Genomic DNA, 25,181 nt, shown 5'->3' with positions numbered 1-25,181 from the left:
CCCGAATATGTATGAAATTCAAGCAGACGCACACACTCGACAAAAACAACAGTCAAACGGAGCTGATCCCGATCTTCAAACCGATGAAGCTGACGCCTGTCGAAAACCTGCCGGACGGTCCCGGCTGGCTGTATGAAATTAAATACGACGGTTTCCGCTGCCTGCTCGACTGGCGGGAAGACCGCGTCCGCCTCCTCAGCCGGAACGGCCATGATCTGGCCGCCGCATTTCCGGAAATTGTCTCTTATTGTCTGGAGAAAACCGGCGACATGTCTCCCCTTCTCCCCCTGCTCCTCGACGGCGAACTCGTCCACCTGCTCAACGACGCCAGGAGCGATTTTCCCACGGTTTCCAGGCGGTCCCGGATGCGTGCAACATCCACGATCACCGACGCGGCCGACCGGTTTCCGTGCCGGTTCGCCGCTTTCGACATCTTGGAAGAACAGGGGCGGGATCTGCGTGCCGAACCACTTGAGAATCGGAAAAAGTCGCTCCACAAACTGCTGGAGACCGCCGGCTTTCCAACCGATGTTTCCGCGGCCGCCCCTTCCCCTGTCCAGGGCATCGCAGCAACAAAGCAAGCCGAAGAGATCCGCAAGAAACTGCTCTCCGGCAACGGTGAAGGCCTTGTCGCCAAACGGATCGGCAGCCGGTGGACCGATGGCATCCGCACGACAGACTGGATGAAAGTGAAAAACTGGCGGCACCCCCCTGTCATCCTCACCGAATACGACGGCGAAAACGGCCACTTCACCGGCTGTGTCCGGGACCAGGAAAAACTGATCCCCGTCGTCTCCCTGAAACACGGGCTGTCCGATGAGGAAGCGGAAACGCTCGCTCTTCTGTTCAAGCAAAACGGCGAGAAGAAAACGGCCGGCATTTGGACGCTCGGGCCCGCCATATGCGCCGAACTGCTGACGATCGGCGTGGCAGGCGGCAAACTTCGCGAGCCGCGGTTCAGCCGATTCCTCCACGGTGAAGATCCGGAATCGATCACCATGAAGCGTCTCCGGAGAGCACTGGAACCGATTCCGCCGGGCGTCGCCGTCACCAATCCGGACAAGCCTCTGTTCCCGGAAGCCGGGGTCGACAAAGACGGCTTTCTTCTTTATCTGCAGGAAGCCGCCCCGTTTCTCCTTCCTTGGCTTCAAGACCGGCCGCTCACCGTCATCCGGTGGCCGCACGGCACGGAAGACGAGCGCTTTTATCAGAAACATGCCCCGGATCCCATCCCTCCATTCGTCGAGACGTACCCCGGTGAAGAAGGACCGCGGATCCTGTGCAACAACATCGAGACGCTTCTCTGGCTCGGCAACCAGGCGGCACTGGAGTTCCACGTGCCCTTCGGCCGGCTGGACTCGCCGTACCCGGATGAGATCATCTTCGACCTCGATCCGCCGGATGCCGCCCGGTTCGACCTGGCCCGCGACGCGGCTCTCCGGCTGAAGGACGTGTTCGACAGCTTCGGCCTGCATTCATTCGTCAAAACGTCCGGCGGAAAAGGGCTTCAATTGTACCTTCCGCTTCCCAAGAATCGGTTTAGCTACGCGGACACCCGCCAGTTCACCGAAATCACCGCCAGGTTTCTCTGTGAGCAGGCCCCGGACCGGTTCACGACCGAACGGCTCATCAAAAACCGCCACGGCCGGCTGTATGTCGACTATGTCCAGCATGCGGAGGGTAAAACGATCATCTGCCCGTATTCCACAAGAGGGACTGCCCATGCGCCTGTCTCCACCCCCCTAGAGTGGCACGAGCTCGAGGACGGCATCCGGCCGCAGGATCTGACCGTTCCCGTCCTGCCTCGCCGCATTCAGGAAATCGGGGATCCATTCCGGCGCATGGAGGCTGCCCGCGCCGTGCAGCCATTCGCAGATGTGCTGGAAAAACTGAGGCAGATGGTCTAAGGGATCCAACTCCGGCCGCAATTGGCCGGTCTTTTTGTTGTGCGCATTTTGTGCGCATTTTGTATATCCATAATGCGCATTTCCGCATTATGTTTCGTTTGTGCGCATAGATTGCGCAAAGACGAAACACTCCATGCGCATAGGCTGCTTGAATTCAACTTTGGATAAAGAGGAAGAAGTTTTGCCTGTACAGCCGCATTTTTTGAGGATATTATACACACACACTGCGTATATTCCTTTTATGCGCACAACATCCTCATAAATTGCGCATTGTTTCGCTTCAATAGGATGTTTGGCAAAGACTCTGCTCCTCATTTTTTGTAGCTGGGTGAAACTTTTTGATGAGAAGGAGAGCATGAAACGGCGGAAAAAAGGGGCTCAAAGACTTTCGGGTAAATCCTCATATTGTGCGCACAAAGAGCACACAATGTCACCACAATTTTATACATATGATATGCGCACAATTGGCGCACGATCTGTTTCCAAATCGGGCGGAAACAGCGGAAAACCTCGGTTTTTGTCTCAATTTTGTGCGCACATTCTGCATAATCTCTATTTCTATCATGTGCCGCTACGTGTATAATCCAAAGTAGAAACCGAGAAGGAGTGAACAGCATGGCAGTACTCAAAGCCGGCGCAGATGCCGGGAACAACGCACTAAAATTATGGGTGAAAGATCATAAACCGATTCACATTCCAACTGTTTATTCGCTGTATATGGGCGAAACGACGGAACTGATGGACATGGACGACATCGCTGCAGACGATCTGATCAACAACATCGACGTGACGATCAACTCCAAGGCGCTCTCCATCAACGGCCAGCGCTATGTGATCGGGGAGAAGGTCCTCAACGACAACCTCCCGGGCATCGAACTCGAAAAGAAGACCGATAAGTCCACGGACGAAATTCCGGTCATCGTCACGCTTGCAGGCCTCGCCATCGACGCCATGCGCCGTGAGTACAAGAAAAACAAGGTCTCCGCAACCTACGACCTGTCCGTCGCGCTCCCGGTCGGCATGATCACGCAGGATGCCGCCAAAAACAACGCGGCGCGCTACATGGGCACACACGAAGTCATCTTCCACCACCCATCCGGCCGCAACGTGACCGCCACGATCAAAATCGAGTACTGCAAATGCCTTCCGGAAGGCGCCGCCGCCGCGTGGGGCGTCGTCTTCGACGAAACCGGCAAGCTCTCCGAACGCAAAGTCGAAATTGGCGACAAAGTCATGAAAGTCGACTTCAGCGACAAAACACTCCTTCACTTTGACATCGGCTCGGGCACAACGGAAATCGTCGTGACGGAAGGCGTCAAATTCAATCCGAAACTGTCGGAAGGCCTCAACTTCGGTGTGAAAACGGCCGTCAGCGAGATCATCAAGCGCTGGAACCGCAACCACCCGCGCAAGTCGATCGACTCCATGGCCGAGTTCAACGAGATCTACTTCGACCCTGAGCACCCCCGCCACAACGAACTGCTGGCGGAGTCCCAGACCGGCCTCATGCAGCTCGCCCAGCAGCTCAGCCGGCCGATCATCAACAAGATCGACGACATGAAGGATGACCCGTACGTCTTCATCTACGGCGGCGGCGCGGCCATCCTCAAGAAATACCTCCAGCAGATCCTGAACTCCAAGGGCCGGATGATCAATGTCACCTTCCTCACCGACCCGATGTTCGTCAACGCGCGCGGCCTGCTCGTCTACACTTGCTCCCCGCGTTACGAACAGCAAAAAGAAAAAGAATTAGGTGTCGTCGCAAGTGGCGCGGACACGAAGTAAGGAATACACAACAGGCGAGCGCATCAACATCTACCTGAGCCGCGACCTTACACCGGAGTTCATGGACTGGATCAACACTCAGTCCGACCTGTCGAACTTCTTCCTGTACGCCGCCCAGCAGCTGTATCGCCAGACCGGCTTCGTCGACGTCGCCGAAGTGATGCCGAGGAAGATCAACTTCGAGCTCGACGGCGCCGACTACCGGCCGCCCTTCCCTCAGCCGATGCCAAAAGCATTCCTGATCGAAGAAGAAGAAGAGCCGCAACCCGAGAAACCGAAGGAACCCGCCCCCGCTTGGGGAGCACTGGACGACTTTGACGACCCGTTTGCATAAGAACGTGAAAAACCCGCCGATTGGCGGGTTTTTTCTATGGATTTCCGTGGATAAGTTTTTTCAAACGGTTATCCACAACCATTTTCTTATCATTGGATCCATCAACATGTGGATAGTCGCTGCGGATTTTCCGGCAGTCCACAAGTGGATATCTTACTCTGTTCGCTTTTCTTCTTCCTTCCGGGCATCGGCGGCAACGTCTTCCCGGTCCGCACAATCAAAGCAGCGAAGCCGTCCGTTTTCCGCCACGCCGTTCAAAAACCCGTTCAGGCAAAACACTTCCCTGCCGCACACTTCGCACGTTCCGACCCGCTCATGCATGCCGGTTCCCCCTCAGAAAGATTTTCAGCCTTCCTGCTCCGCCTTTTCCAAACGCTTCATCAAAAACTTCACGAACTGATCATCATTGAGCAGCCAGACGCCCTTCTCGCGCTTCAGGGCCTTCTCTGCGTCCGCAAACGACCCGTAGGTCTCCTCAAGCTTGTTGCCGTTGCGTTCGACGCCCCAGCGGCCTTCAAGCGGGTGGATATAGTACAGGTCCCCTTCCGGCGCGCGGTAAATCGTCCCGAACTGGGACTCCTTCACGTTGTAGCGGGTGTGGCGCGCGTCTTCGCGCAGCGGATCTTTGTGGAACGACTCGACCACATACAGGTCGAACGCTTCCTTCGACATCGAGGCGCCGCTCGCCTTGGCGTGGCCGCCGCCGCCGAATCCCCCGGCGACTTCCGACACGTCTACATCGTCATGGACCGTCCGGAACGACACTTTGCGCCCGCCCATGTTCAAGATGACGATATAGTCGAGATGCGGATTGTCTTTGCCGAGCTCATTGCCCAGTTCAGAGTGATACGACTCCGCGTGCACAACGCCCGCATACAGCCCGTCCGCCTCAAGCTGGACCATTTCCCGCCTTTTCTTGCGGATGTAGCGGACCATCTTGTCGTCTTCCATGTCCAGCAGCTTCTTCTCGAACGAACTGAACTTGAACGGACCGCTCTCCTGGAGCCGCTCAAGCATCATCGACTCGAATTCATCGAACGACACGAGGAAGAACAGGGCATTGAGCTGGCGGGCCTTGTCATTGCCGTTCTTCTCCCATTCCCATGTGTCGTACTGCCGCACAAGCTCCACGAACTCGTCCGCGGCACGCGTCGGCTCCAGGAACCCTTCCCCGATCAGGTGGCGGTACAGAAGCGACGTGGCGCATGCCAGGCGTCCCTCTTCCTCTTCCACCTGCACGCGTCCCCATTCGTATTCGTTCAAGTGAAGCGCCGTCTTGTGATGATCGATCAAGACGACCTTCCCGCCGGCCTTGCGGAATTCCTCAAGCCGGGCTTCGTTGTCTTCATTCACCGACAGATCGGTGATGATCAGTTCGGTCGCCTTGTCGCCGCTGTCGAGAAACTTCTCCACTTCGCGGTCGAGCACCTGAACCGAGTTATACCGAACGTTCACGTCATCCCTAAACGCCATCTTTGCCACGATGCCGCAGCCGATGCCGTCCAGGTCGTTATGGGACAATAATTTATACACCGAATCACCTCAAATTCATCGCATTGAATGCTTTATCCAGTATACCCGTTTCCGCTCATCTTCGCCTTCCGGTGGAAGAAAAAACCGCTCTGCCGGACAGAACGGTTCTTCTAAAGTTTTTTTGCGAAGGCGATAATTCGGTTCACCTCTTTAAATCCGAGGTGCAGATGAACATCACGGCTCACATCATTTCCGAGTTCACAATCACTCGCAAACTCCGTGCACCCCTGTTGTCTGGCCCATTCCTCGCAGCGATATACAAGATCCCGGGCCAGCCCCTCCTGACGGTAGCCTTCTTCGACGAAAAGCCCCTCCAGATAACCGACCGGACTCGTGGACGTCCCTTCCACATAATCATGCCGAAGCTGAACCTGTGCGAATCCGACCGGCTTATCGCCGGTGAGTGTTAGAAAGACGGCCGCTTGATCACTTGCGAGAAGCTCCTGCATCTCCGTTTGGAATTCCTGTACGCCCTGACCGGGCCAGAGCCGGTCGGCGAGAGTGGCGACTTCCATACTGTCTTGAAGTGTTGCTTGCCTGATCATTTGATCCCTTCTCTTTCTGTCTTAAAATTCTCCATCAACCGGTCAGCAAACGGGTCACCCGCCCGTCAATCATTTACTGATTTACTTTCTCCCTCCGACTGCAGTGATCCCACGTTCGAAGCAGCCCCCTGGTGTATTTCGAGAAGTGCTGCCACACCGAGCATTAACAGGCCGATGGAGATGCCAGATATGAATATCGCCAATCCGGACAGCCTGCCAGCAAAACCACCGTCCTGCATGTCTTGGTGTGCCCCGCTATCCAATGTTTCAATACCCAGGAACATTCCGAGCACAATCATTGCGATACCGAACCCTTTCAGCGAAACACGAAGTACGTTCATCGATATTCCTCCGTATAAGTAGTAGATAGTTCTCTGAAAAAGTTATCCAGATTAGAATAACCGGTCGAGATCCTCTCTGCACCTCAAGCTTTTACAATATACTTTTGTTCGCGATGGGTACGAGTTGCCCGGGCATCGGAGTGTGTAGTTTCCAGACAAAGCTAACTGGTTCGCTTCCTTCGTGGCTAACATAATCAGCGGTTCCTAAAAAGGTATACGGCGCTGCCAAGTTGCCTTCAATTGTTTTTGTTTCTCTTACAAATAAAGCAATTTGATGGTCATTCTCCCGGTGGTGAATATACCGCTGTGCCGTGGTGCTTGTGTCTTTTGTTTGATTTTGTGATTGCCAATGGAACAACTGACTGCTAATTGCATAGTCTTCATACATCGTGGTTTCGGAAAAGTCCTTATTAGATTTATTCAGTGTAATGAAAAAGACATCTGTTTTCAGATCAGGGAAATATTTGACGCCTGCTTGCAGACGGGCAGCCTTTTTATCGTTATTGAATCCAAATGCAGCCATAACTTGATCGGTCGTATACTGGCCATGGACACGAAGTGGAGAAACAAATGGGAATGGAGATGGACGATCCACGTGATGGATATTTTCATAACAAACATGGAGGACACCTTGGAGTTCTTGCTTATTTTCGTCAAATGAGAGCAATGATCTAAGGGTCTCATCCATAGTGGTATAACCTAACTGTTCAGGTGTTCGCTCAAACAAGGAATAATACAGCATGCCCACCATTAAGTATTGTTCCTTGGTCGTCGGCTCCTCTCCTTCAATATATCGAGCTAGGAAATTTAAGAGATCTGTGGAATCTAGATGAGCTAATTTATGCAGCTGCTTTTTTAGTGTTTCCTTATACGGATTCGAATAAGGTTCCCTCATTCCTCCTTCAGCCTTCAAACCCTCAAACAAACGGTTTCGACTTCCATAAAAATCATAGAGGGTTAAGCCCTCGTACCTTAAAAAATTCAACAAAGTTAGCGGGAGCCCTGTGTCTTGCTCGAAGTATTGGATTTTAGCGATCAACTGTTTTTTAGATACCTTAGTTGTTTTTACATTTCTCAAAATGTATTCTTTTGCCTGACGTTCCATCAAGATGACGGACCCTTTCGGCAAGTAAGAGAACCCATTTTCTACATAGTATTTAATCGAGTGCTTCGAAGGCCCTACGAGCGCTCTGAATTTATCTTCGAATGGGTAGTCTTGATGGGCTTGTCCCACGAAGTCCAAAACAGTGAGACACTCTTTGTCTTCATGCAAACGGAGTCCTCGACCAAGTTGTTGGAGGAAAACTGTTAAACTTTCGGTCGGGCGAAGGAATAGGATTGTATTAACAGCCGGGATATCAATCCCTTCGTTGTATAAATCCACAACGAAAATGAACTTCACTTCCCCGCTTTCCAATCTTTGTTTCGCTTCAGTTCTTTCTTCATCCCCCGATTTTCCGTGCAATGCGATGGATGAAATGCCTTTTTTATTGAAATAAGAAGCCATATATTTTGCGTGCTCGACAGAAACACAAAAACCTAGGCCCTTAACCGTTTCAACCGATGTAACATACCGCTGGATCGCATCGATGATTAAGTCGCTTCGACGGTCATTCGCTGTATATAAATTAGATAACTGCTCCAAATCATAGCCTTTTCGTGTCCATTTGATTGATGTGAGATCAACAATGTCCGTCACACAAAAGTATTGGAACGGAGCGAGGAGCTTCCGATTGATTGCTTCAGTTAACCGCATTTCCGATGCGATATAATCATCGAAGAATGAGAAGATGCTCTTCTGGTCCATCCGTTCCGGCGTTGCCGTTAATCCTAGTAAGATTGCTGGCTGGTAATAGGAGAGTAACCGCTGATAAGACGGAGCCGCAGCATGGTGGAACTCATCGATGATGATAAAATCGTAAAATCCAGAGGTCGTTAGATTTTCCATCTGCTTGCTGTTCCAGCTTTGGATACTCATAAACAGCTGATCAAGCGAGTTTGGAACATGACGACCAACAAATAACTCACCGAAGTTGGCATCTTTTAAGATGGCTCGAAAAGTCGCCATGCTTTGAGTTAAAATTTCCTCTCGGTGAGCGATAAATAGTAAACGAGCATCTGGCTTTTTCTTTAACATTCGTTTGAAATCGAATGCTGAAATCACCGTTTTCCCAACGCCTGTTGCTGCGACAACTAGATTCCGAAACCGTCCGTGAACAACTCGTTCTGCCTCAAGTTCATCTAAGATCTCTTGCTGATAATAGTAAGGACGGATGTCCAAGTTGTACACAATCTGGCGCTCTGCCACCCGGTCACTTGTCAGAGAAGAGCGGAGCATGAACCATGTATTTGGTTCAGAAAGCGAGCGGAATTCCTCATCATTCCAGTAGCTTTCAAAGGTTGCCTTGAACTTACGAATAATGTCAAATGAGTCTTGTTCAGTTACTTTTAAGTTCCACTCGAGTCCAGAAGTGAGTGCGGGATTTGAGAGATTGGACGACCCAATATATGCTGTGCTAAAGCCGGTTTCTCGCTTGAACAAATAAGCTTTAGCATGAAGACGGGTACGCTCCTTATCCAGTGAGACACGGATCTCTGTGTTTGGTAACTTGTTTAGCTCTTCTAACGCTTTATAGTCAGTCGCTTCCATGTAAGACGTGGTGATGATTCGAAGTTTTCCACCTCGTTCTGTAAAGGTTTTCAGTTCATCCAAAATAATTCGTGTTCCTGACCATTTGACGAATGAAACGAGCCAATCGATTTCATCAGACGATAAGACTTCTTTCCGAAGTTCCTCCAGCATATTCGGCTCTGCCTGAGACCCGGTGAATAAGGAACTTTGCGAAAGAGATGTGATCGGCCGAACTGGTTTTTCGTCTTTAATTGCATAGACTGAATTCAATCTTTCATAAATAGAGGTCAGGACTTCCCCTTTTTCATCTAACTTCAACTCGAGAAACTCTTCCCGTTCCAGTTGATTGCTGAGTGTTTCGATCACTTCATTGCATACACGGATCTGTGACAAGAGTGTGTGGTCTGTTTGTTGTTCCCTAATTAAACCTAAAGCCTTTTTCGTGACGGCACCTATGTATGCGGACAAGAATGTTTTCGCTTCCTCCTCGTCTAGCTGGTCTGTATGGATTGCATATAACTCGAGTGAAAGTGCATTCAAGTCCGTACGGATTTTCTCGTTAATTAACTGTTCATAAATTCCTTGTTGCATTCCCGTCCACCTCGCTAAGCATGAGCTTTTCGATCGCCGGAATATCCGCCGGAGCCCAGTCTAGTGTAGCTAACTCGCTCGGATAGAGCCATCTGACCGCCACGTGTTCTGTTATTGTTGGTTCACCATTTTCTAGCTCGCAATGATAGGTCGTTAAATGAACGATGCCGAAATCATATTCATGAACAGTGTGCTCAACTTGTTCACCGATTCGGATTTTAAAGTTCATTTCTTCATTGATTTCTCGTTTCAATGCGTCTTCAGGTGTTTCCCCTCGTTCCACTTTGCCGCCAGGAAACTCCCACTTAAATGCGAGTGTTTTCAAAGCTCCCCTTTGGGCGCAAAGTATTTTTCCATTCTGCCAAATTACTGCTCCAACAACGTGTATCTCTCTCTTCATGACGCTCCCCCCCAGCTTCCAAGTCCTTTCCATTCTACCATAATTAACTGATCATTCACTTTCATTCATACCGCCAACAAAATCCCCGAATACGCCACCACCCCGACCAGGAACGCCAAGAAGCTGCTCTGCCTCTCCTTCGGCAGTTCTTCTTTCATGACATTCATGATCACGCCGCCTGCGAGGAAGGCGCTCAGGTACGAGATGAAGACGTCGTCGATCTTCGTGGTCATGCCGATCGCCCAGCCAGCGAGGATGACAAGGCCGAGCAGCCAGCGGCCGTACCGGTCGTAGTGGCTTCTGTGAATGTTGCGCAGGCCCCAGTCGTTGACGACGAAGTTGAGGGCCATCGCGACGAAGAAGAGGATCCGGTTGTGCAGGTGCGGGAAGTGGCCGTGGACGAGCAGGTAGCCGGTGATGAGGTTGAGCAGGGCGAATGAGCCGATGTGGATCCAGAAGATCCGGGGACGGCCGTTTTGGCTGGCGGCGTCGCGGCGCCTTTTCGACGATTCGGCGAGCTGTTCGAGGCCGTAGTAGATGACGAGGCCGGCAAGCGCGATGATGTACAGATGGTGTTCCAGGAATCGGTTGGTGGCGTACGTCAGCGTCCCTTTCAGTTCTTCCTCGTAGTCGGCGAGGTTCGGCAGCAGGCGCAGGAAGACGTAGGCGACGGCGACGCCGCCCGCGCCCGACAGCAGCCGGCTTCTCGGCGTGCCATCGAGGAAGATCATTTTTCTTGAGAACAAGTGAATCAAGACAAACCCTGCGGCGAGCAGCAGGGTCAGCAGGCCGATCGGCATTGGGCATCCCTCCAAAAGACGGCGTTGATCCCCCTCCCTGCCCGTTAAAGCAGGATGAGGATGAGCGAGTAAGCGACGAGGCCGAGCAAGAACGCCGGGAAGCTGCTTTCCCGCTCTTCCGGCAGTTCTTCCTTCATGACGTTCATGATGACGCCGCCCGCAAGCAGCGCGGTCAGGTAGGAGATGACCACGTCGCTCACTTCGGTGATGGTGCCGATAAGCCATCCGGCGAGGATTGCGACGGCGAGCAGCCAGCGGCCATACCGGTCGTAGTCTTCCTTGTGCGTGGCGCGCAGGCCGCGGTCGTTCGTGACAAAGTGGACGCCCATCGCGATGAAGAAGAACAGGCGGCCGTAGTGGCTCGTGAAGTTTTCGCGGACGAGCAGGTAGCCGATGAGTGCGTTGTACAGGGTGAACGACCCGATATGGATCCAGAAGACGAGCGGGCGGGCCTTGTGCCGGCCGTCTTCTACGTTGTGCCGCTTGGACGCCTTGGCCATCTGCTCGAGCCCGTAAAAGATCGCGAGCCCGAGCATGGCGATCATGTACAGGTGGTGTTCCAGGAACCGGTTCGTCGCGAAGTCCAGCGTCCCTTTAAGTTCGTCCTCATACTCGGCGAGATCCGGCAGGAGGTGCAGGAACACATACGCGACGGCGATTCCGCCCGCGACCGAAAGTATCCGGCTGCGCGGGGAGTCTCTTAGAAACTTCATGTTTTTTGAGAACAGGTGCAGCAGGACGAAACCGGCTGCGAGGATGAATCTAAACAAAGTCAGCGGCATGGCGGACCTCCCGGGAATTCGGCTTTCCTTTCCGCATTCCCGCTCCCAAAATTTCCAAACGCACGGCGTGCATGCAAAAGCCCCCGCGGACCCGGTCCGCAGGGGCTTTTCTTGGTTCACTGATACGTAATGTTCCTGAGCTCGTCCTCGCCGAACCCGTTTTCTTCCCGGGCGGTTCGGAACGGCTCCGCGGCCTTTGTGCCGCTTGTCACCGGGCTGCCTTCATCGATCATGTTCAAGATGGCATGTTCATCGGGATCACGGCGGCGCTTCATCTCTTCCGGGTCGCCGAATCGCAGGATCACTTCGTTCACCCCTTTCCTTTCCGGGACTGATGACGACTTGAACCTGAGGCTGAACTGCATCCTCTTCCACTATATTATACTAAATATTCATTCAAATTGAAAGCCTCATGTTTTCCTAGTGTATGCCGTCATGCCTTGTTTGCATGCCGGCCCCTGCGGGAAAAGTGGGGAGAATGCAAAAACGGGCCGGATGTCCGGCCCGCCGAGGGTCATTCGCCGAGGTGTGCACTGCAGTAGGCGCCGACCGCTTCCTCTTCGTCTTCTTCCATGGCAAAGCCGAGCACTTCACCGGTCGCCGATTCGAGGAAGTCATAGGTGGCGATCCACTCCCTGCCGTCCCGGCGCGCATAAAGGACGCGCAGTTTCACCCCGCCTTCCGTATACAGCTCGTCTTCCTCGTCGATGTTGAGGTCGAGGAAGAATTCGTACCGGTCGCCTTCGATGATGCCGGTCGGGTCGTTGAGTTTTTCGACGGTGTGGCCTGTGATGTCCATTGCTTCAAAACCTTTCGTTCGTGTATTCGTCTTTTCATTATACCCGAGCGGGGGCGCGAAAAATCTACTTTTTCATTTATGAAGCGTTGTTAATAGTTTGTTCATATCTGGTTAGTAAGATGTTCGTACAAGAGAATCGAGGAGGAACCGACGATGACGAATTATAATGGCTCAGATGACCGTGAACGCAATCTGAATGAAGACGCAAATAATGGCAGGGACGTCCGTCGCGAGGAGTGGCTTCCGGGGGATGCGGAGGCGGATCAGGAAATGACCGCTCCAAGCGCCGGCCCTGCCGGAGAGCCAGAGAAGGAACCTGAGAGCATCGGGCGAGAAGAGGCATACCGCTCTGACATGCCCGGGGCCGCGGATTCCGAAGAACCAAACCGTGCTTCGGCAACTGCCGGAGAGCCCGTTAATGTGAAGCGCTCCGCACCGAAGCCCGACAAGCCCCGCCGCTCACTCGGATGGCTGCAGACGATCGGGGGCGGCGTGATCGGTTCGGTGCTGACACTGGCGATCGCGGTGCCGTTCCTGGACCACGAAGAACCCCAGACGAGCGAGCCGGCGCAAACGTCCGTCCAGTCTGATTCGCAGACGGCCAACCCGGTGAAAGTCTCGACGGACGGATCGCTCGCCGACATGGTCGAGCAGGCATCCGGGTCGATCTTCGGCATCGTGAACTATCAGAAGCAGCAAAATCCGTTTTCCCAGGGATCGGCCAAAGATGTCGAGTACGCAACGGGGTCCGGGGTGCTGATCAAGAAAGACAACGGCAAGGCGTACATCGTCACAAACAACCACGTGGTCGAAGGCGCCTCGAAGCTGGAAGTGTCGCTTGGCAACGGAGACCGCGCCGAGGCCGAACTCGTCGGGTCGGATGCTCTTAGCGACCTCGCCGTCGTAAGCGTGGATGCCGGCAAGATCGACGCCGCACCGCTTAAGTTCGGCGACTCGGACGCGCTCCGTGCGGGTGATTCGGTCGTGGCGATCGGCAACCCCCTCGGCCTGCAGTTCTCCCGCTCCGTCACGGAAGGGATCGTCAGTGCGGTCGACCGGTCGATCAGCGTCGACACATCCGCCGGCGAATGGGAAATGACAGTCATCCAGACAGACGCGGCGATCAACCAGGGGAACTCCGGCGGCGCGCTCATCAACATGAACGGCGAAGTCGTCGGCATCAACAGCCTGAAGATCGGCGGTCAGGGCGTGGAAGGGCTCGGATTCGCCATTCCGTCCGATGACGTTCTCCCGCTCGTTGAAGAAATGATGGCGAGCGGCCATGTGGAACGCCCGTACATCGGCATCTCGATGTACAACGTCAATGAAATTCCGCGCGGCTACGTGAACGGCCTGCCAAATGACATCTCCCAGGGCGTTTACGTGGAAGGCGTCGATCCTGAAGCCGCAGCCGCCAAGGCCGGCCTGAAGGAAGGCGACGTCATCACCGAAATCAACGGCGAAAAGATCGAAGACGGGCAGCAGCTCCGGCGCTTCCTGTACTCCGAGCTGAAGGTCGGCGACAAGGCGACATTCACCGTCTATCGCGGTGCCGACAAACAAAAGATCGAAGTGACGCTCGGGACAAGCAAGCCTTCTTCCCGCTCGTGATCAAGATTGCACCCGCTGCGGGCCCCGTGCCCCGGCGGGTGTTTTTTTGAAATCAAGAGACGGACGGTTCAACTGACGCGCCCGGCGTGTTTGATTATACTGAAAGGAAGTGAACCGATTGGGGACGGAGGCGACGGCGGTGAAGATTCTGGTGATCGAAGACAGCGAGAGCGTATCGGCGATGATCGGCATGTTTTTCCAGAAGGAAGGGATCGACGGGACATTCGTGCCGGACGGGGACACCGGCTGCCGGGAGGCGCTGTCCGGACGGTATGACTGCCTGATCATCGACTGGATGCTGCCTGGGATGGACGGTGTTTCCATTTGCCGCCGGGTGCGCAAGGCGGGGCTTGAAGTGCCGATCATCATGCTGACGGCAAAAACGTCCGAGGACGATCAGGTGACGGGCCTTGAGACAGGTGCAGATGACTATGTGACGAAGCCGTTCAGCCCTGCGGCGCTGATGGCCAGAATCCGGGCCGTCACGCGGCGATACGGGATCCGGGGAGGCGGCGAAGACGAGGAAGGCCTCATCCGGACGCGGCATTTTCTAATCAACGAAAAGACACGGGAAGTCCGGCTCGACGGGCAGACCTTGCCGAACCTGACGCCGAAAGAGTTCGACCTGCTCGCCCAGTTCGCCCGCCATCCGAAGCAGGTGTTTTCCCGCGAGCAGCTGATCGACAGTGTGTGGGGCTACGACTTTTACGGCGACGATCGTACCGTGGATGTCCATGTGAAGCGGCTCCGCAGCAAGACCGAGACGGACGGAAGGCAGTTTTTCCACACGGTCTGGGGCGTCGGCTACCGGTTTGAAGAGCCGGAGGACCGCGCATGAAGTTCCGTTATTTGTACCAGCTCACGGCGAGCCATGTTGGTGTCCTCCTGATCGCGTTCCTCATCCTGAACATCATGTTCTCGCATTTTGCGGAAGGGCTGATCTACAAAAATAAAACCGACGAACTGGTCGCCTACGGGGAGAACCTTCTCCATGACCTGTCGGCGGATCCCAAGGCTTCCGCCGCGACACTCGGGGAGTACGGCCGGGTGCTTGGCGGACGTGACATCCAGTACAGTCTGTTCGACGCGGATTCGGCCGTGCTTTATTCGTCCGGCCGCCCTGCTTCGCTCATCAGGCTGCGCCAGGAGGAATGGAACAAGATCAAAAACGGGCGGACGCTCGTCGTGAACCAGGAATATGAACGATCCGGCGAAGGCGTGACATTCACCCTGCTCCCGTACGTGCGCGACGGGGCATTCACCGGCGGGATCCTGCTCACTTCGCCGATCTCCGGCTCAAGGGAAATCATCTCGCAGCTGAACCGCTATCTCCTGCTGGCGATGCTTGCTGCACTTGCGGCCTCTCTCCTGCTCGGCGGGGCGCTGTCGGCATTCCATGTCAGGCGGCTGCGTCGGCTGCGCGACGCGGCGTCGGATGTGGCGTCCGGGGATTATTCCGTCCGGGTGCCCGCCTCCGGCATCGACGAGATCGGCGAGCTGTCGGGCGACTTCAATGCGATGGTCGGCCGGCTCGGCGAATCGATGCAAGAAATCGACCGGCTCGAGAACCGCAGGCGGCAGTTCATCGCGGACGTGTCGCACGAAATGCGCACGCCGCTCACGACGATCCGGGGCATCCTTGACGGCATCCGCGGAGACATGATCCCGGACGCTGAACGGAACCGAGCACTGGCGCTCGCCGGCAAGGAAACCCGGCGGCTGATCCGGCTGGTGAATGAAAATCTGGACTATGAAAAAATCCGCTCCGGCCAGATCACGCTCGAAAAGGAGCCGATCCGGCTGGAAGATGTGCTGGCGGTGATCGCGGAGCAACTGGAGCCGCTGGCCGAGGAAAAAGGCGACCTCATCCGGATCGACGTTTCCGGTGACGCGGTCGTTTCGGCTGACTACGACCGGCTCATCCAGATTCTCATCAACATCACAAAAAACAGCATCCAGTTCACCGAAAACGGCGAAATCCAGCTCCGGGGCTTCATGGACGGCGACGAAGCGGTGATTGAAGTAGCGGACACCGGCAGCGGAATTGATCCTGAAGAAGTGGAGAAGATCTGGGGGCGGTTCTACCGGGCCGGCGTGTCGAGAACGTCCAATCCGTTCGGCGAATTCGGCCTCGGCCTGTCGATCGTCCGCCAGCTCGTCCGGCTGCACGGCGGCGACGTTTCGGTCAAAAGCCGCATCGGCGAAGGAACCGTCTTCACCATCCGGCTGCCCGGAGGGAATGGATAAGATCGGCGGACAGGCGCCGACTGCGCCCGAACTTGCGCCACTCGAGGCCAAACTTGCGCCACTCGAGACCAACTCGCGCCACTCGGGCAAACTTGCGCCACTCGAGGGCAAACTTGCGCCACTCGAGACCAAACTTGCGCCACTCGAGGCCGAACTTGCGCCACTCGGGCAAACTTGCGCCACTCGAAGCCAAACTTGCGCCACTCGAGGGCAAACTTGCGCCACTCGAGACCAAACTTGCGCCACTCGAGGATCCCCCTCTATCAATTCAAAACGGCTGCCTCTCCAGCTCGGAGGGCAGCCTTTTTATTGTTTAATCATTTCCCCTCTTGTTCCCAGCGGCGGAGCGATGGATACGGATCGAACGCCCACTCGGAGCGGCCGTCAAATTTGTACATGCCGTAATGTAGATGCGGCGGGAACTTGCCGGCGGTGCCTTCCTTGCCGTAGCCGGAAGAGCCGACATAGCCGACGACGGTGCCGGGTTCGACGATCTGTCCCTGTTCGATCCCTTTTTCGAAATACGCAAGATGAGCGAAATAATGATATACATTGTGAGCATCGCGGATGCCGATGCGCCAGCCGCCGAACTCGTTCCATCCCTTCACCTCGACCACCCCGTATGTGACCGAACGGACCGGGACGCCGTAGGATGCGAACAGGTCGGTGCCTTCATGCATGCGCCGTCCGCCCCAGCCGCGCTTGGCGCCCCATGTTCCCTTGTACGTATAATGGTGGGTCTTCGGCAGCGGGAACACATATTCATCGAGTTCGATCGTGCCGAACTGCCGGAACAGCTCCGAAATGGTCATGACTTGTCCGACTGCTTCCTCGCTTCCATAAAACCCCCAAAGGGCGAGACGGTGGGCGTCTTCGTCCCCGCCATGTTCCCCGAGCGCGGCAGCCAGCGTGAAGAGAATGTCTTCGGCATCATTCGGGTCGGCTTTGCCGTCCCCGTTCCCGTCCATTCCCCTGCCGTCGAAAAATTCGATTGCGGCCGGGTCGCTGTCGCCCGCCTCCGGGTTCGGCGCGCCGGCCCAGAACGCCTCGGGGAACCGGAAGGAAACCAGGCCTTCCACTTCCTCCAAGTCATTGCGTAGCCGCTGGATGTTCCGCTCATACCGGTCGACCGCGGCGAGCAGATGCCACGGGACGGAAGGCGTTTCGTAGGCCATGTACAGGCTGGTCCGTTCCTCGGCAAGCGACATCTCGGAAGCCGCGCCGCCTTCCCCGCTTTCCGCGGAAACGAGCGCATACATGAGGAATGACAGCATAAGCAAATAGGCCGGCAGCCACAGCCAATGGCGCACGGTGAAAACCTCCTCTCACCGTTTAGGGTTGCCGGCCCAGGCAAGCTCATGCGTGGGAAATAACGGTCATTGCGCCGCCTTGTCGATGCATGACTTCAAAATTCCCTCCACTTCTTCAGCCAGTGAGCGGATCTCCGCGTTTTCCATCAGGCCGAGAGTCGCGGTTGGCTTCGGCATCCCGATCTTAACGCTGCCGCCTTGTTCATAGACGACAATCTTGCACGGCAGCAGATAACTCGCCCTCAGATCTTCCTTCAGCATCTTCGCGGCAGCCGCAGGACTGCATACTTCAAGAATGGTGACAGGCGTTTCGAAATCCTGGCCTTTTTTCTGGAGGGTGGCTGTCATGTCGAAATTCCACAACACGCCGAACTTCACTTCCGACAGGCATTCCTCCACTGCTTTGACCGCTTCGTCCTTTGTTTTTCGGGTGTTCACCGTATAATCGAACATCTCCTATTCCTCCCTGATTCCGCGCAATATTCCCTTTGACCGGGAAATATTGCGCGGGAAATGTCGATTTCCCGGGAAATAATGCGATTTCCCGGGAAATAAATCGTTTCCTGAATGATTTCCTAAATACTTTTCGTGGCTGCCCGCTTGATATCCTTCCTCGCCTCGTAAATGTTGATGACCACCGACTTGATCACCGCATAGGTCGGGATGGCGAGCAGGATGCCGAAGAAGCCGGCAATGCTGCCCGCTGCCAGGATGAGCGTAATGACGGTGAGCGGATGGATGTCGAGCGTCTTGCCCATGACGTTCGGCGTGATGAGGTGGCTGTCGGTCTGCTGGGCGGCAAGCGTGACGACCGACACCCAGATGACCATCTTCGGATCCTGCAGGAAGGCGATGATTGCGGCAGGCGCGAAGGCGATCCACGGACCGAGGAACGGGATGACATTCATGACGAGCGCAAAAAGCGCCAGCAACAGGGCATAATTCAAACCGATAATTAAATAGCCGATAAAGATCAGCGTGGCCAGGATCGTGCTGATCAGAAGCTGACCCTGAATGTAGGAACGCAGCACGAGGTCGATGTCTCTCAACGTGTTTTTCACCCATTCCCGGCGTTTGCCGTGAAACAGATTGTAAATCCGCGGTGCAAACTTTTCATGATCCTTCAACATGAAGATGAAGAAAAATGGCACGAGAATGAGCAGAACCACTGCCTGAAGAACCGTTTGGAGAAACTGGATAAACCATTTCCCGAACTTGACGGCACCCGCTTCCACTGAGTCGAGGGCACTGTCGATCGCCGACTTGGCCTGCTCCGGCAGGTCATCCCGCTGGTTCAGCAGGTCGATCCGGAATTCGTTCAGCTGGTGGGTCAGTGCCGGTGCATTCTCACCGAGATTGTTCGCCTGCCGGGAAACGACCGGTCCGATCAAAGCGACAAACACCCAGATGATGACCGCCACACAGGCGATGATGATGGTGATGCTGCCCCAGCGCGGAACGTTGCTTCTTTCCAGCCGCCGTTGCACCGGTTCCGCCAGATAAAACAGTACGCCGCCGAAAATGACCGGTATGAGAGCCGTCTTGGCAATGATGAACAGCGGGTCGAAGATGAACTTGATCTCCAAAAAATATTTGATGATCAGGATGGCAAGCAGAATCGCAACGCCGATCTGGAACCAGAGCTTCTTGATCATGGCACTCCCCCCCTTTAGATTGACTTTTTTCACACTTGCAGATGATTGCCTATACCCCAAAACAAAGCACGGGAATCAACTGATTCCCGTGCCTTGTTCCGGCTTGGAGATGTTCAGCTCCGCTCCACCGGCATCGAGCAGCAGCGGAACGAACCGCCGGACTTGATGATCTCCGAGAAATCGATCTCGATGACTTCATAGCCCTTCTCCCGCATGGCGGCGTTCACCCGGCGGTTGACCGGCAGGCTGAACAGCTTGCCGCCGCCGATCGAGAGGACGTTCGTGCCCATCGTGAACTGCTCGTCTTTGCCGACTTCGATCAGTTCGTATTTCTCTCCGAGCGCGCGGACCGTCTCTTCGGGAAGCGCTTCTTTGAAGATCAGGGCTGTCTTCGGCGACAGGACGTTGAACACGCAGTCCAGGTGCAGGTATTTCCCGTCGAACGGGACAGGATGGACAGTCCGTCCCGGAAGATGATCCGGCAGTTCGGCGATCGTTTCCCGGGATGTCCGTTCGCTGACGCCGACATATACGCTGTCGCCGTCCACGATGACGTCGCCGCCTTCGATGCGGCCGCCTTCAAATTTGTGATACCGGATGCCGTGCTCTTCCAGCAGCTGTTCGAGGGCCTCTTCCTCCCCCTGCCGGATGTCGCTCGCCATTCGGGAAACGAACAGTTCGCCGCCGACGGTGAATCCGATGTCGCGGGTGAAGACCTGTTCCGGATACTCTTCGGATGGCTCCAGCTCAATGACCTCCACGCCGTGATCCCTCAATGTGTCGCGGAATTCGCGGTACTGCTTCATGGCCAGCCCGCGGTCGATGTTTTCATCTTCATATCGCTTTTGCACTTCATTGATCGCCTCTTCGATCGCCATGTAGCGCGGCGGGCAGAGAATGACCTTCTGCAGTTCTCCGTATTCGGTGTTGCATCCGACTTTCGATTCTTGATCTATGCGCATTGCCATGCTGTCAGTCTCCTTAAAAAACAATGATCGCTCCACTATTCCCTGCTTAGAATGACCGGAAACCTCTGTTTGATGTGCCGGCCGGCGGGAATACTATAGGCAAGTACGCCAAAAGGAGAGCGATCCGCATGACGAGAAGCTATGCAGACAACGACGGCGATAAGAAAAAGTGGGCCGAGACGGCAAACGAGGCAGCCAAGTCAGCCGAAGAAAAACTCGATGACATCAAACGGGAAGTCCGGGAAGAAACGGACAGCACCGCCGCATCCGACGAAGAGGACGGCAAATAAGAAAAGAGGCGTTGCAGAAGGCCGGATTTTGCCGGTCACCGCAATGCCTCTTTTTTTGTTTCAGATTGATATGCCCGCTTCTTCCCCGAGTCTGAGGCGGTCGCCGGTTGCCGGATCGAAAAAGTGGGCCAGTTCCATGTCATAGGCGAGCGTCACTTTGTCGCCTGTCCGGAGGTCCAGCCCCGAGTCGATGCGGGCGATGAGGTCCTGGTTTCCAAGCTTCGAGTAAAGCAGCGTTTCGGCACCCGTGAGCTCCGAGACGATCACTTCGGACTCGACCGGGACGAGCGACCCGGCGGTGATGCCCGGCGGCTCAAGCGTGACGCTTTCCGGCCGGATGCCCATCGTGATGCGGGCTCCGTCCGAAAAGCCCGCCGCCTGCAGTGCCGCCGCCTTTGGAGCCGGAAGCGTGAGCGGGATGCCGTCGTGCGTGACGAACGCGCCCCCTTCAAGCTTGCCTTCAAAGAAGTTCATCGCCGGAGAGCCGATGAACCCGCCGACAAACTGGTTTGCCGGGTAATCGTACACTTCCTTCGGCGAGCCGACCTGCTGGATGACGCCGTCTTTCATGATGACGATCCGAGTCGCCATCGTCATCGCCTCGGTCTGGTCATGCGTGACGTAGACCGTGGTCGTCTTCAGCCGGTGGTGGAGTTTTGAGATTTCCGCGCGCATCTGGAACCGGAGCTTCGCGTCCAGATTTGAAAGCGGTTCGTCCATGAGAAACAACTTGGCGTCGCGGACGATCGCGCGCCCGAGTGCGACGCGCTGTCGCTGTCCTCCGGAGAGCGCACGGGGCTTCCGCTTCAGGTATTCTTCGAGGCCGAGCACTTTCGCCGCTTCGGTCACCCGCCGGCGGATCTCGTCTTTTTTGAACTTCCGCATCTTGAGCGCGAACGCCATGTTGTCGTAGACGCTCATATGCGGATACAGCGCATAGTTTTGGAACACCATTGCGATGTCCCGGTTTTTTGGCGGGACATCGTTCATGAGACGCCCGTCCATTTTGAACTCGCCGTCCGTGATCTCTTCGAGTCCCGCGATCATCCGGAGCATCGTCGACTTGCCGCAGCCCGACGGCCCGACAAGGACGATGAACTCTCCGTCTTCAATCTCCAGGTTGAAGTCTTTCACGGCGGTAACGTCTTTTTCGTATGTTTTCGAGATGTGCGCCAGTTCAATCTTCGCCATGTCCGACGCCTCCCTTCTGTCGCCCGATGTTGTAAGTGTGATTCGTGTTTTGCATGAACGGAACGCGGCTGCCGCTTCTTAGAAGGAGGATCAGCGGCAAAACGAGGACGAGCAAAAATGCGGTGCTGATCTCAATCCGGGTTTCCTTTGCCGGTGCAGCTTCATTTTCCCGGCCGTGATCCCACTTTTTCATTTCAAGTTTCAGCATTTGATCTCTCCTTTCTGCGTGGCTGTCATTTGCCGCCAGACTGCAGGTTGATCCCCTGGATAAAGTACTTCTGGAAGAAGAAGAACAGCACAATCACAGGCAGGAGGACGAGCAGCGACCCGGCCATGAGATAGTTCCACTGTGTGCTCATCTGGCCCTTGAACACCTGGAGCCCAAGCTGGAGCGTGTACAGGCTTTCGTCGTTCACGTACAGGAGCGGACCGAGGAAGTCGTTCCAGGCACCGTTGAACGAGAAGATCGCGACCGTGGCAAGCGCCGGCTTCGTGAGCGGCAGGCCGATCTTCCACCAGATCCAAAAGTGGCTGGCCCCTTCCATCTTAGCCGCTTCGATGAGCTCATCAGGGATTGTCATGTAAAACTGCCGGAGCAGGAAAATGTTGAACGCACTCCCGAAAAACGCCGGGACAACAAGCGGATAGTACGTGTTGAGCCACTGGAGTTTTGCAAACAGGACGTACTGCGGGATGAGCGTGACGAATCCCGGAATCATCATCGTCGACAAGACGATCGCAAACAGCGCGTTCCGTCCCTTGAACGGCACTTTGGCGAATCCGTACGCGATGAACGAGTTGACGAATACGTTGCCGATGACGACGAGGATCGTGATGGTCAGCGTGTTGATCGTATACAAGTCAAACGGGGCGGCTTCCCATGTCTTGGCGTAGTTGCTCCAGTTCCAGCTTTCCGGCCAGAAGGTGGGCGGGTAGGTCATCACTTCCTGCATCGTTTTGACGGAAGTGATGACCATCCACCAGAGCGGCGACAGGACGAGCAGGCTGCCCGCCGCAAGCAAAATCCAGTTGATGATGTTCAGCGCGCGGCGCCTGCCCTGGATCGTATCGAAATGAGAGTGCTTTTCGGCGGCGGATTTCACCATCATTTCCCGCCCCCTTCGTAATGCACCCATTTTGGCGCCAGTTTCAGGTTGATGATGGTCAGGACAAAGACGATGATGAACAGAATCCACGACATCGCCATCGCATAGCCCATGTCAAACGCTTCGAACGCCTTTTTCCACATGTAGAGATTGTAGAAGAGGAGGGAGTTGACCGGTCCGCCTTCGCCGTTGGACATGACGTAGGCTTCCTGGAAAATCTGGAATCCGCCGATCAGGCTGGTCACGACGTCGAAGAAGATGACAGGCGTGATCATCGGGACCGTGATGCGGATGAACTGCTGCCAGGCGTTGGCACCGTCGATCTCCGCTGCTTCATACAGGCTTTTGGAAATCCCCTGCATGCTTGCGAGGTACAGCAGCATGCCGCCCCCGACGCTCCACAGCTTCATGAAGATCAGCGCGGGCTTTGCCCAGTCGGGGTCGAACAACCAGTTCGGTCCCGCGATGCCGAACCAGGCAAGCACCGTGTTCACAAGGCCGGTGCCCGGCTCCAGCAGCTGCATCCAGAGCAGGTACACCCCGACGCCCGAAAGGACCGCCGGCAAGTAATAAACCGTCCGGAAGAACCGCATCCCCGGAATATCCCGGTTCAGCAGAGCCGACAAGACAATGGCGCCGACTGTCGTGATCGGCACCGAGAACACCACGAAGTACAGTGTGTTGTAGAGCGAGGTCCAGAACAGCTGGTCATCGGCGAAAAGCTTCTCATAGTTTTTCAGCCCGATGAAATCCATCTGGGATGTAATATTGTAATTCGTGAAGCTGGCAGCGAAAGAGAACAGGAGCGGGCCTGCGGTGAATACAAGAAACCCGATGATCCATGGCAGGATGAACAGGTATCCCTGAAGGCCCTCCCTCGTCTTATAGTTGAATCGTTTTCGTCCGGCCATCCCCTCTCGCCTCCTTGTCATGGATGTAAAAGAAAAGAAGGAGGACGGCGCCGCCCTCCTTCCTTTTGTATTATTTGTTCTGGTCGATCAGCTTCTGTACTTTCTTCTCGGCGTCTTCAAGCGCCTGTTCCGGCGTTTTCTTGCCGAGGTACACATTGTCGAACTCAGGATTGATGAGCGTCGGGAAGTCCGGCGCCACGACAGGCGTCGGCGTCAGCATCGTGTGAGGCATCGCTTCGACGGCAAGGCCGTAGACCATCTTGCCGTCTTCGCTGAACTCATCGCTTTCCGCCGCCGTCTCGGCCGCTTCCTTGTTCGCCACATTATCGAAGTTCTTCACGGCCCAGTACTCCTGCGCTTCCTTGTCCGTCAAGTACTTGATGAACTCCCATGATTCGTCGGGATGCTTTGCGCCGTAAGGGATTTCCGCAACGAAGCCGCCGCCCCAGCTTGTATTGCCGTTGCCCGGCTCTTTTTCCGGGAGCAGCGCGACGCCGAAGTTCAGGTCAGGCGCATAGTCGCGGATCTGTGTGAAGAATGTCGGCTGCTGGACGAGCATGCCGAGGTCTCCCGAGAAGAACGGGTTGCCTTGCTGGCTCTCCATCTGGGATTGCCAGGAATTGATGTTGTTGTCGCCGTACTTGTCATGCCAGGACTTCAGCCACTTGAGCGTGTCCAGCTTTTCCGGTGTATTGATCTTCACTTCATCGTTTTCATCGATGAAATTGACTTTGTCCGCATTGAGCATCCAGACGTCCGTGCCAGCCCCAAACAGCGGATAGAAGCCCATCCGGTCGTATTTGTCGCCGTTTTTCACGTCCAGCTTCTCGGCGAACTCCCACAGCTCGTCCCATGTTTTCGGCGGCTGTTCCGGATCAAGCCCTGCTTCTTTGAAGGCGTCTTTATTGTAAAAGAGGACCCGTGTGTCCGTATTGAAAGGAATGCCGTAAGAATCGCCTTCATAGAGTGTCGCGTTCCAGAGCTCTTCATAGAAGTTGCCCGAAATGTCGTCTTTCTCGAGATACTTGGACAGGTTTTCTGCCTGCTTCTTCTCTCCGCGCAACGCCGTGGCATTGATATCGTTGATCACGACGTCCGGCGGTGAACCGGCCGCGATCGAAGCGAGTTCCTTCGTCCAGATGTCGCCCCATGGGACGAATGTATGCTTCACTTCAATCTTGTCCTGGGATTTGTTGAAGTCCTCGACGATCTTTTCGACGACCGGCCGCCGGATCTCGGAGCCCCAGAATGTCCAGAAGTCCAGGACCACTTTGCCGTCCTCTCCTTCGGCCTGTTTGTCTTTCTTTGCGGAATCGCCTTTCGTGAAGCCGTTGCAGCCCGACAAGACAAGTACCGCGATGAATAAAACGCTCAGCCATTTCAGATGTCGCATTCAGAGCCCCCCCTTTTTTGGTTATGTACTCAAAACCTTTTCTAACTTTC

26 protein-coding genes are annotated in these 25,181 nt (G+C 55.1%); 7 read left to right on the top strand and 19 right to left on the bottom strand.

Translation table 11 applies throughout. The annotated features are described in order from the left end of the window. The first annotated feature begins 11 nt into the window (after positions 1–11). The 3 genes from ACFFIY_RS12415 (at position 12) to ACFFIY_RS12405 (ending at position 4,026) form a co-directional block, all read left to right on the top strand. Complete coding sequence (locus ACFFIY_RS12415; RefSeq protein WP_354194314.1) at positions 12–1,907, top strand: DNA ligase D; 1,896 nt, start codon at positions 12–14, stop codon at positions 1,905–1,907. Positions 1,908–2,522: 615 nt separating this feature from the next. Continuing rightward, entirely contained in the window at positions 2,523–3,692 is a 1,170-nt protein-coding gene (locus ACFFIY_RS12410) for a ParM/StbA family protein (protein ID WP_354194311.1), read from the top strand. Further along, complete coding sequence (locus tag ACFFIY_RS12405; RefSeq protein WP_354194309.1) at positions 3,673–4,026, top strand: hypothetical protein; 354 nt, start codon at positions 3,673–3,675, stop codon at positions 4,024–4,026. The genes ACFFIY_RS12410 and ACFFIY_RS12405 overlap by 20 nt, the downstream gene beginning before the upstream one ends. A gap of 153 nt (positions 4,027–4,179) precedes the next feature. Here the strand turns inward: ACFFIY_RS12405 and ACFFIY_RS12400 are convergent, their stop codons facing one another. The 10 genes from ACFFIY_RS12400 to ACFFIY_RS12355 all read right to left on the bottom strand — a co-directional run bounded on the left by ACFFIY_RS12400 (position 4,180) and on the right by ACFFIY_RS12355 (position 12,449). Next, the gene (locus ACFFIY_RS12400) at positions 4,180–4,347 is read right to left on the bottom strand and encodes a hypothetical protein (RefSeq protein WP_354194308.1); all 168 of its coding nucleotides are present in this window, start codon (positions 4,345–4,347) and stop codon (positions 4,180–4,182) included. A gap of 24 nt (positions 4,348–4,371) precedes the next feature. Then, a complete protein-coding gene (locus ACFFIY_RS12395; RefSeq protein ID WP_354194306.1) occupies positions 4,372–5,559 on the bottom strand; it encodes a DHH family phosphoesterase in 1,188 nt (395 codons plus the stop codon). 110 nt (positions 5,560–5,669) lie between these two features. Continuing rightward, the gene (aac(6'), locus tag ACFFIY_RS12390; protein ID WP_354194305.1) at positions 5,670–6,074 is read right to left on the bottom strand and encodes an aminoglycoside 6'-N-acetyltransferase; all 405 of its coding nucleotides are present in this window, start codon (positions 6,072–6,074) and stop codon (positions 5,670–5,672) included. A 95-nt stretch (positions 6,075–6,169) separates the two neighbouring features. Next, on the bottom strand, positions 6,170–6,445 hold the full coding sequence (locus ACFFIY_RS12385) for a hypothetical protein (protein WP_354194304.1): 276 nt from the start codon (positions 6,443–6,445) through the stop codon (positions 6,170–6,172). 91 nt (positions 6,446–6,536) lie between these two features. Continuing rightward, positions 6,537–9,668, bottom strand: a complete 3,132-nt coding sequence (locus ACFFIY_RS12380; protein ID WP_354194303.1) for a DEAD/DEAH box helicase — start codon at positions 9,666–9,668, stop codon at positions 6,537–6,539. Continuing rightward, a complete protein-coding gene (locus ACFFIY_RS12375; RefSeq protein ID WP_354194301.1) occupies positions 9,649–10,068 on the bottom strand; it encodes a (deoxy)nucleoside triphosphate pyrophosphohydrolase in 420 nt (139 codons plus the stop codon). The genes ACFFIY_RS12380 and ACFFIY_RS12375 overlap by 20 nt, the downstream gene beginning before the upstream one ends. A gap of 65 nt (positions 10,069–10,133) precedes the next feature. Continuing rightward, positions 10,134–10,868 (bottom strand): hypothetical protein, encoded by a 735-nt coding sequence (locus ACFFIY_RS12370; protein WP_354194299.1) that lies wholly within the window; start codon positions 10,866–10,868, stop codon positions 10,134–10,136. 44 nt (positions 10,869–10,912) lie between these two features. Beyond that, entirely contained in the window at positions 10,913–11,650 is a 738-nt protein-coding gene (locus tag ACFFIY_RS12365) for a ZIP family transporter (RefSeq protein ID WP_354194297.1), read from the bottom strand. A gap of 116 nt (positions 11,651–11,766) precedes the next feature. Continuing rightward, on the bottom strand, positions 11,767–11,964 hold the full coding sequence (locus tag ACFFIY_RS12360; protein ID WP_354194295.1) for a hypothetical protein: 198 nt from the start codon (positions 11,962–11,964) through the stop codon (positions 11,767–11,769). Positions 11,965–12,164: 200 nt separating this feature from the next. Then, positions 12,165–12,449 carry a DUF6509 family protein gene (locus ACFFIY_RS12355; protein ID WP_354194293.1) on the bottom strand — a complete coding sequence of 95 codons (285 nt, stop codon included), beginning with the start codon at positions 12,447–12,449 and terminating at the stop codon, positions 12,165–12,167. Positions 12,450–12,602: 153 nt separating this feature from the next. On the opposite strand from ACFFIY_RS12355, the gene ACFFIY_RS12350 reads away from it, so the two are divergent. The 3 genes from ACFFIY_RS12350 (at position 12,603) to ACFFIY_RS12340 (ending at position 16,307) form a co-directional block, all read left to right on the top strand. Further along, positions 12,603–14,060, top strand: coding sequence for a S1C family serine protease (locus ACFFIY_RS12350; RefSeq protein WP_354194291.1), 1,458 nt, complete (start codon positions 12,603–12,605; stop codon positions 14,058–14,060). Between the two features lie 139 nt (positions 14,061–14,199). Continuing rightward, positions 14,200–14,898 (top strand): winged helix-turn-helix domain-containing protein, encoded by a 699-nt coding sequence (locus ACFFIY_RS12345; RefSeq protein ID WP_354194289.1) that lies wholly within the window; start codon positions 14,200–14,202, stop codon positions 14,896–14,898. Then, entirely contained in the window at positions 14,895–16,307 is a 1,413-nt protein-coding gene (locus ACFFIY_RS12340) for an ATP-binding protein (protein WP_354194287.1), read from the top strand. Before ACFFIY_RS12345 ends, ACFFIY_RS12340 begins: the two co-directional genes overlap by 4 nt. Before the next feature lie 317 nt (positions 16,308–16,624). On the opposite strand, the gene ACFFIY_RS12335 is transcribed toward ACFFIY_RS12340, so the two are convergent. The 4 genes from ACFFIY_RS12335 to ACFFIY_RS12320 all read right to left on the bottom strand — a co-directional run bounded on the left by ACFFIY_RS12335 (position 16,625) and on the right by ACFFIY_RS12320 (position 20,240). Continuing rightward, positions 16,625–17,617, bottom strand: coding sequence for a M23 family metallopeptidase (locus ACFFIY_RS12335; RefSeq protein ID WP_354194285.1), 993 nt, complete (start codon positions 17,615–17,617; stop codon positions 16,625–16,627). A 66-nt stretch (positions 17,618–17,683) separates the two neighbouring features. Then, positions 17,684–18,070 carry a DUF302 domain-containing protein gene (locus tag ACFFIY_RS12330; protein ID WP_354194283.1) on the bottom strand — a complete coding sequence of 129 codons (387 nt, stop codon included), beginning with the start codon at positions 18,068–18,070 and terminating at the stop codon, positions 17,684–17,686. Between the two features lie 122 nt (positions 18,071–18,192). Next, entirely contained in the window at positions 18,193–19,272 is a 1,080-nt protein-coding gene (locus ACFFIY_RS12325; protein WP_354194281.1) for an AI-2E family transporter, read from the bottom strand. 113 nt (positions 19,273–19,385) lie between these two features. After that, complete coding sequence (locus tag ACFFIY_RS12320) at positions 19,386–20,240, bottom strand: dimethylarginine dimethylaminohydrolase family protein (RefSeq protein ID WP_376837297.1); 855 nt, start codon at positions 20,238–20,240, stop codon at positions 19,386–19,388. A gap of 128 nt (positions 20,241–20,368) precedes the next feature. On the opposite strand from ACFFIY_RS12320, the gene ACFFIY_RS12315 reads away from it, so the two are divergent. Next, entirely contained in the window at positions 20,369–20,530 is a 162-nt protein-coding gene (locus tag ACFFIY_RS12315) for a hypothetical protein (protein WP_354194279.1), read from the top strand. 60 nt (positions 20,531–20,590) lie between these two features. On the opposite strand, the gene ACFFIY_RS12310 is transcribed toward ACFFIY_RS12315, so the two are convergent. The 5 genes from ACFFIY_RS12310 to ACFFIY_RS12290 form a co-directional block, all read right to left on the bottom strand. Further along, complete coding sequence (locus tag ACFFIY_RS12310; protein ID WP_354194277.1) at positions 20,591–21,721, bottom strand: ABC transporter ATP-binding protein; 1,131 nt, start codon at positions 21,719–21,721, stop codon at positions 20,591–20,593. Then, entirely contained in the window at positions 21,708–21,929 is a 222-nt protein-coding gene (locus ACFFIY_RS12305; protein ID WP_354194275.1) for a hypothetical protein, read from the bottom strand. The genes ACFFIY_RS12310 and ACFFIY_RS12305 overlap by 14 nt, the downstream gene beginning before the upstream one ends. Positions 21,930–21,954: 25 nt before the next feature. After that, the gene (locus ACFFIY_RS12300) at positions 21,955–22,830 is read right to left on the bottom strand and encodes a carbohydrate ABC transporter permease (protein ID WP_354194273.1); all 876 of its coding nucleotides are present in this window, start codon (positions 22,828–22,830) and stop codon (positions 21,955–21,957) included. Continuing rightward, positions 22,827–23,738, bottom strand: a complete 912-nt coding sequence (locus ACFFIY_RS12295) for a carbohydrate ABC transporter permease (RefSeq protein ID WP_354194271.1) — start codon at positions 23,736–23,738, stop codon at positions 22,827–22,829. Before ACFFIY_RS12295 ends, ACFFIY_RS12300 begins: the two co-directional genes overlap by 4 nt. A gap of 70 nt (positions 23,739–23,808) precedes the next feature. After that, a complete protein-coding gene (locus ACFFIY_RS12290) occupies positions 23,809–25,131 on the bottom strand; it encodes an ABC transporter substrate-binding protein (protein ID WP_354194269.1) in 1,323 nt (440 codons plus the stop codon). Positions 25,132–25,181 lie beyond the last annotated feature (50 nt).

It is taken from the genome of Bhargavaea ullalensis (genome assembly GCF_042432615.1).
Classification (GTDB): domain Bacteria; phylum Bacillota; class Bacilli; order Bacillales_A; family Planococcaceae; genus Bhargavaea; species Bhargavaea ullalensis.
Note: the sequence above shows the minus strand (reverse complement) of the source record. Positions and strands in the feature narration are given on the sequence as shown.

Coding starts and splice junctions, on each gene's coding strand:
- ACFFIY_RS12415 (WP_354194314.1), top strand. CDS start 12: ATGAAATTCAAGCAGACGCACACACTCGACAAAAACAACAGTCAAACG.
- ACFFIY_RS12410 (WP_354194311.1), top strand. CDS start 2,523: ATGGCAGTACTCAAAGCCGGCGCAGATGCCGGGAACAACGCACTAAAA.
- ACFFIY_RS12400 (WP_354194308.1), bottom strand. CDS start 4,347: ATGCATGAGCGGGTCGGAACGTGCGAAGTGTGCGGCAGGGAAGTGTTT.
- ACFFIY_RS12385 (WP_354194304.1), bottom strand. CDS start 6,445: ATGAACGTACTTCGTGTTTCGCTGAAAGGGTTCGGTATCGCAATGATT.
- ACFFIY_RS12380 (WP_354194303.1), bottom strand. CDS start 9,668: ATGCAACAAGGAATTTATGAACAGTTAATTAACGAGAAAATCCGTACG.
- ACFFIY_RS12375 (WP_354194301.1), bottom strand. CDS start 10,068: ATGAAGAGAGAGATACACGTTGTTGGAGCAGTAATTTGGCAGAATGGA.
- ACFFIY_RS12370 (WP_354194299.1), bottom strand. CDS start 10,868: ATGCCGATCGGCCTGCTGACCCTGCTGCTCGCCGCAGGGTTTGTCTTG.
- ACFFIY_RS12365 (WP_354194297.1), bottom strand. CDS start 11,650: ATGCCGCTGACTTTGTTTAGATTCATCCTCGCAGCCGGTTTCGTCCTG.
- ACFFIY_RS12355 (WP_354194293.1), bottom strand. CDS start 12,449: ATGGACATCACAGGCCACACCGTCGAAAAACTCAACGACCCGACCGGC.
- ACFFIY_RS12350 (WP_354194291.1), top strand. CDS start 12,603: ATGACGAATTATAATGGCTCAGATGACCGTGAACGCAATCTGAATGAA.
- ACFFIY_RS12340 (WP_354194287.1), top strand. CDS start 14,895: ATGAAGTTCCGTTATTTGTACCAGCTCACGGCGAGCCATGTTGGTGTC.
- ACFFIY_RS12330 (WP_354194283.1), bottom strand. CDS start 18,070: ATGTTCGATTATACGGTGAACACCCGAAAAACAAAGGACGAAGCGGTC.
- ACFFIY_RS12325 (WP_354194281.1), bottom strand. CDS start 19,272: ATGATCAAGAAGCTCTGGTTCCAGATCGGCGTTGCGATTCTGCTTGCC.
- ACFFIY_RS12320 (WP_376837297.1), bottom strand. CDS start 20,240: ATGGCAATGCGCATAGATCAAGAATCGAAAGTCGGATGCAACACCGAA.
- ACFFIY_RS12315 (WP_354194279.1), top strand. CDS start 20,369: ATGACGAGAAGCTATGCAGACAACGACGGCGATAAGAAAAAGTGGGCC.
- ACFFIY_RS12310 (WP_354194277.1), bottom strand. CDS start 21,721: ATGGCGAAGATTGAACTGGCGCACATCTCGAAAACATACGAAAAAGAC.
- ACFFIY_RS12305 (WP_354194275.1), bottom strand. CDS start 21,929: ATGCTGAAACTTGAAATGAAAAAGTGGGATCACGGCCGGGAAAATGAA.
- ACFFIY_RS12300 (WP_354194273.1), bottom strand. CDS start 22,830: ATGATGGTGAAATCCGCCGCCGAAAAGCACTCTCATTTCGATACGATC.
- ACFFIY_RS12295 (WP_354194271.1), bottom strand. CDS start 23,738: ATGGCCGGACGAAAACGATTCAACTATAAGACGAGGGAGGGCCTTCAG.
- ACFFIY_RS12290 (WP_354194269.1), bottom strand. CDS start 25,131: ATGCGACATCTGAAATGGCTGAGCGTTTTATTCATCGCGGTACTTGTC.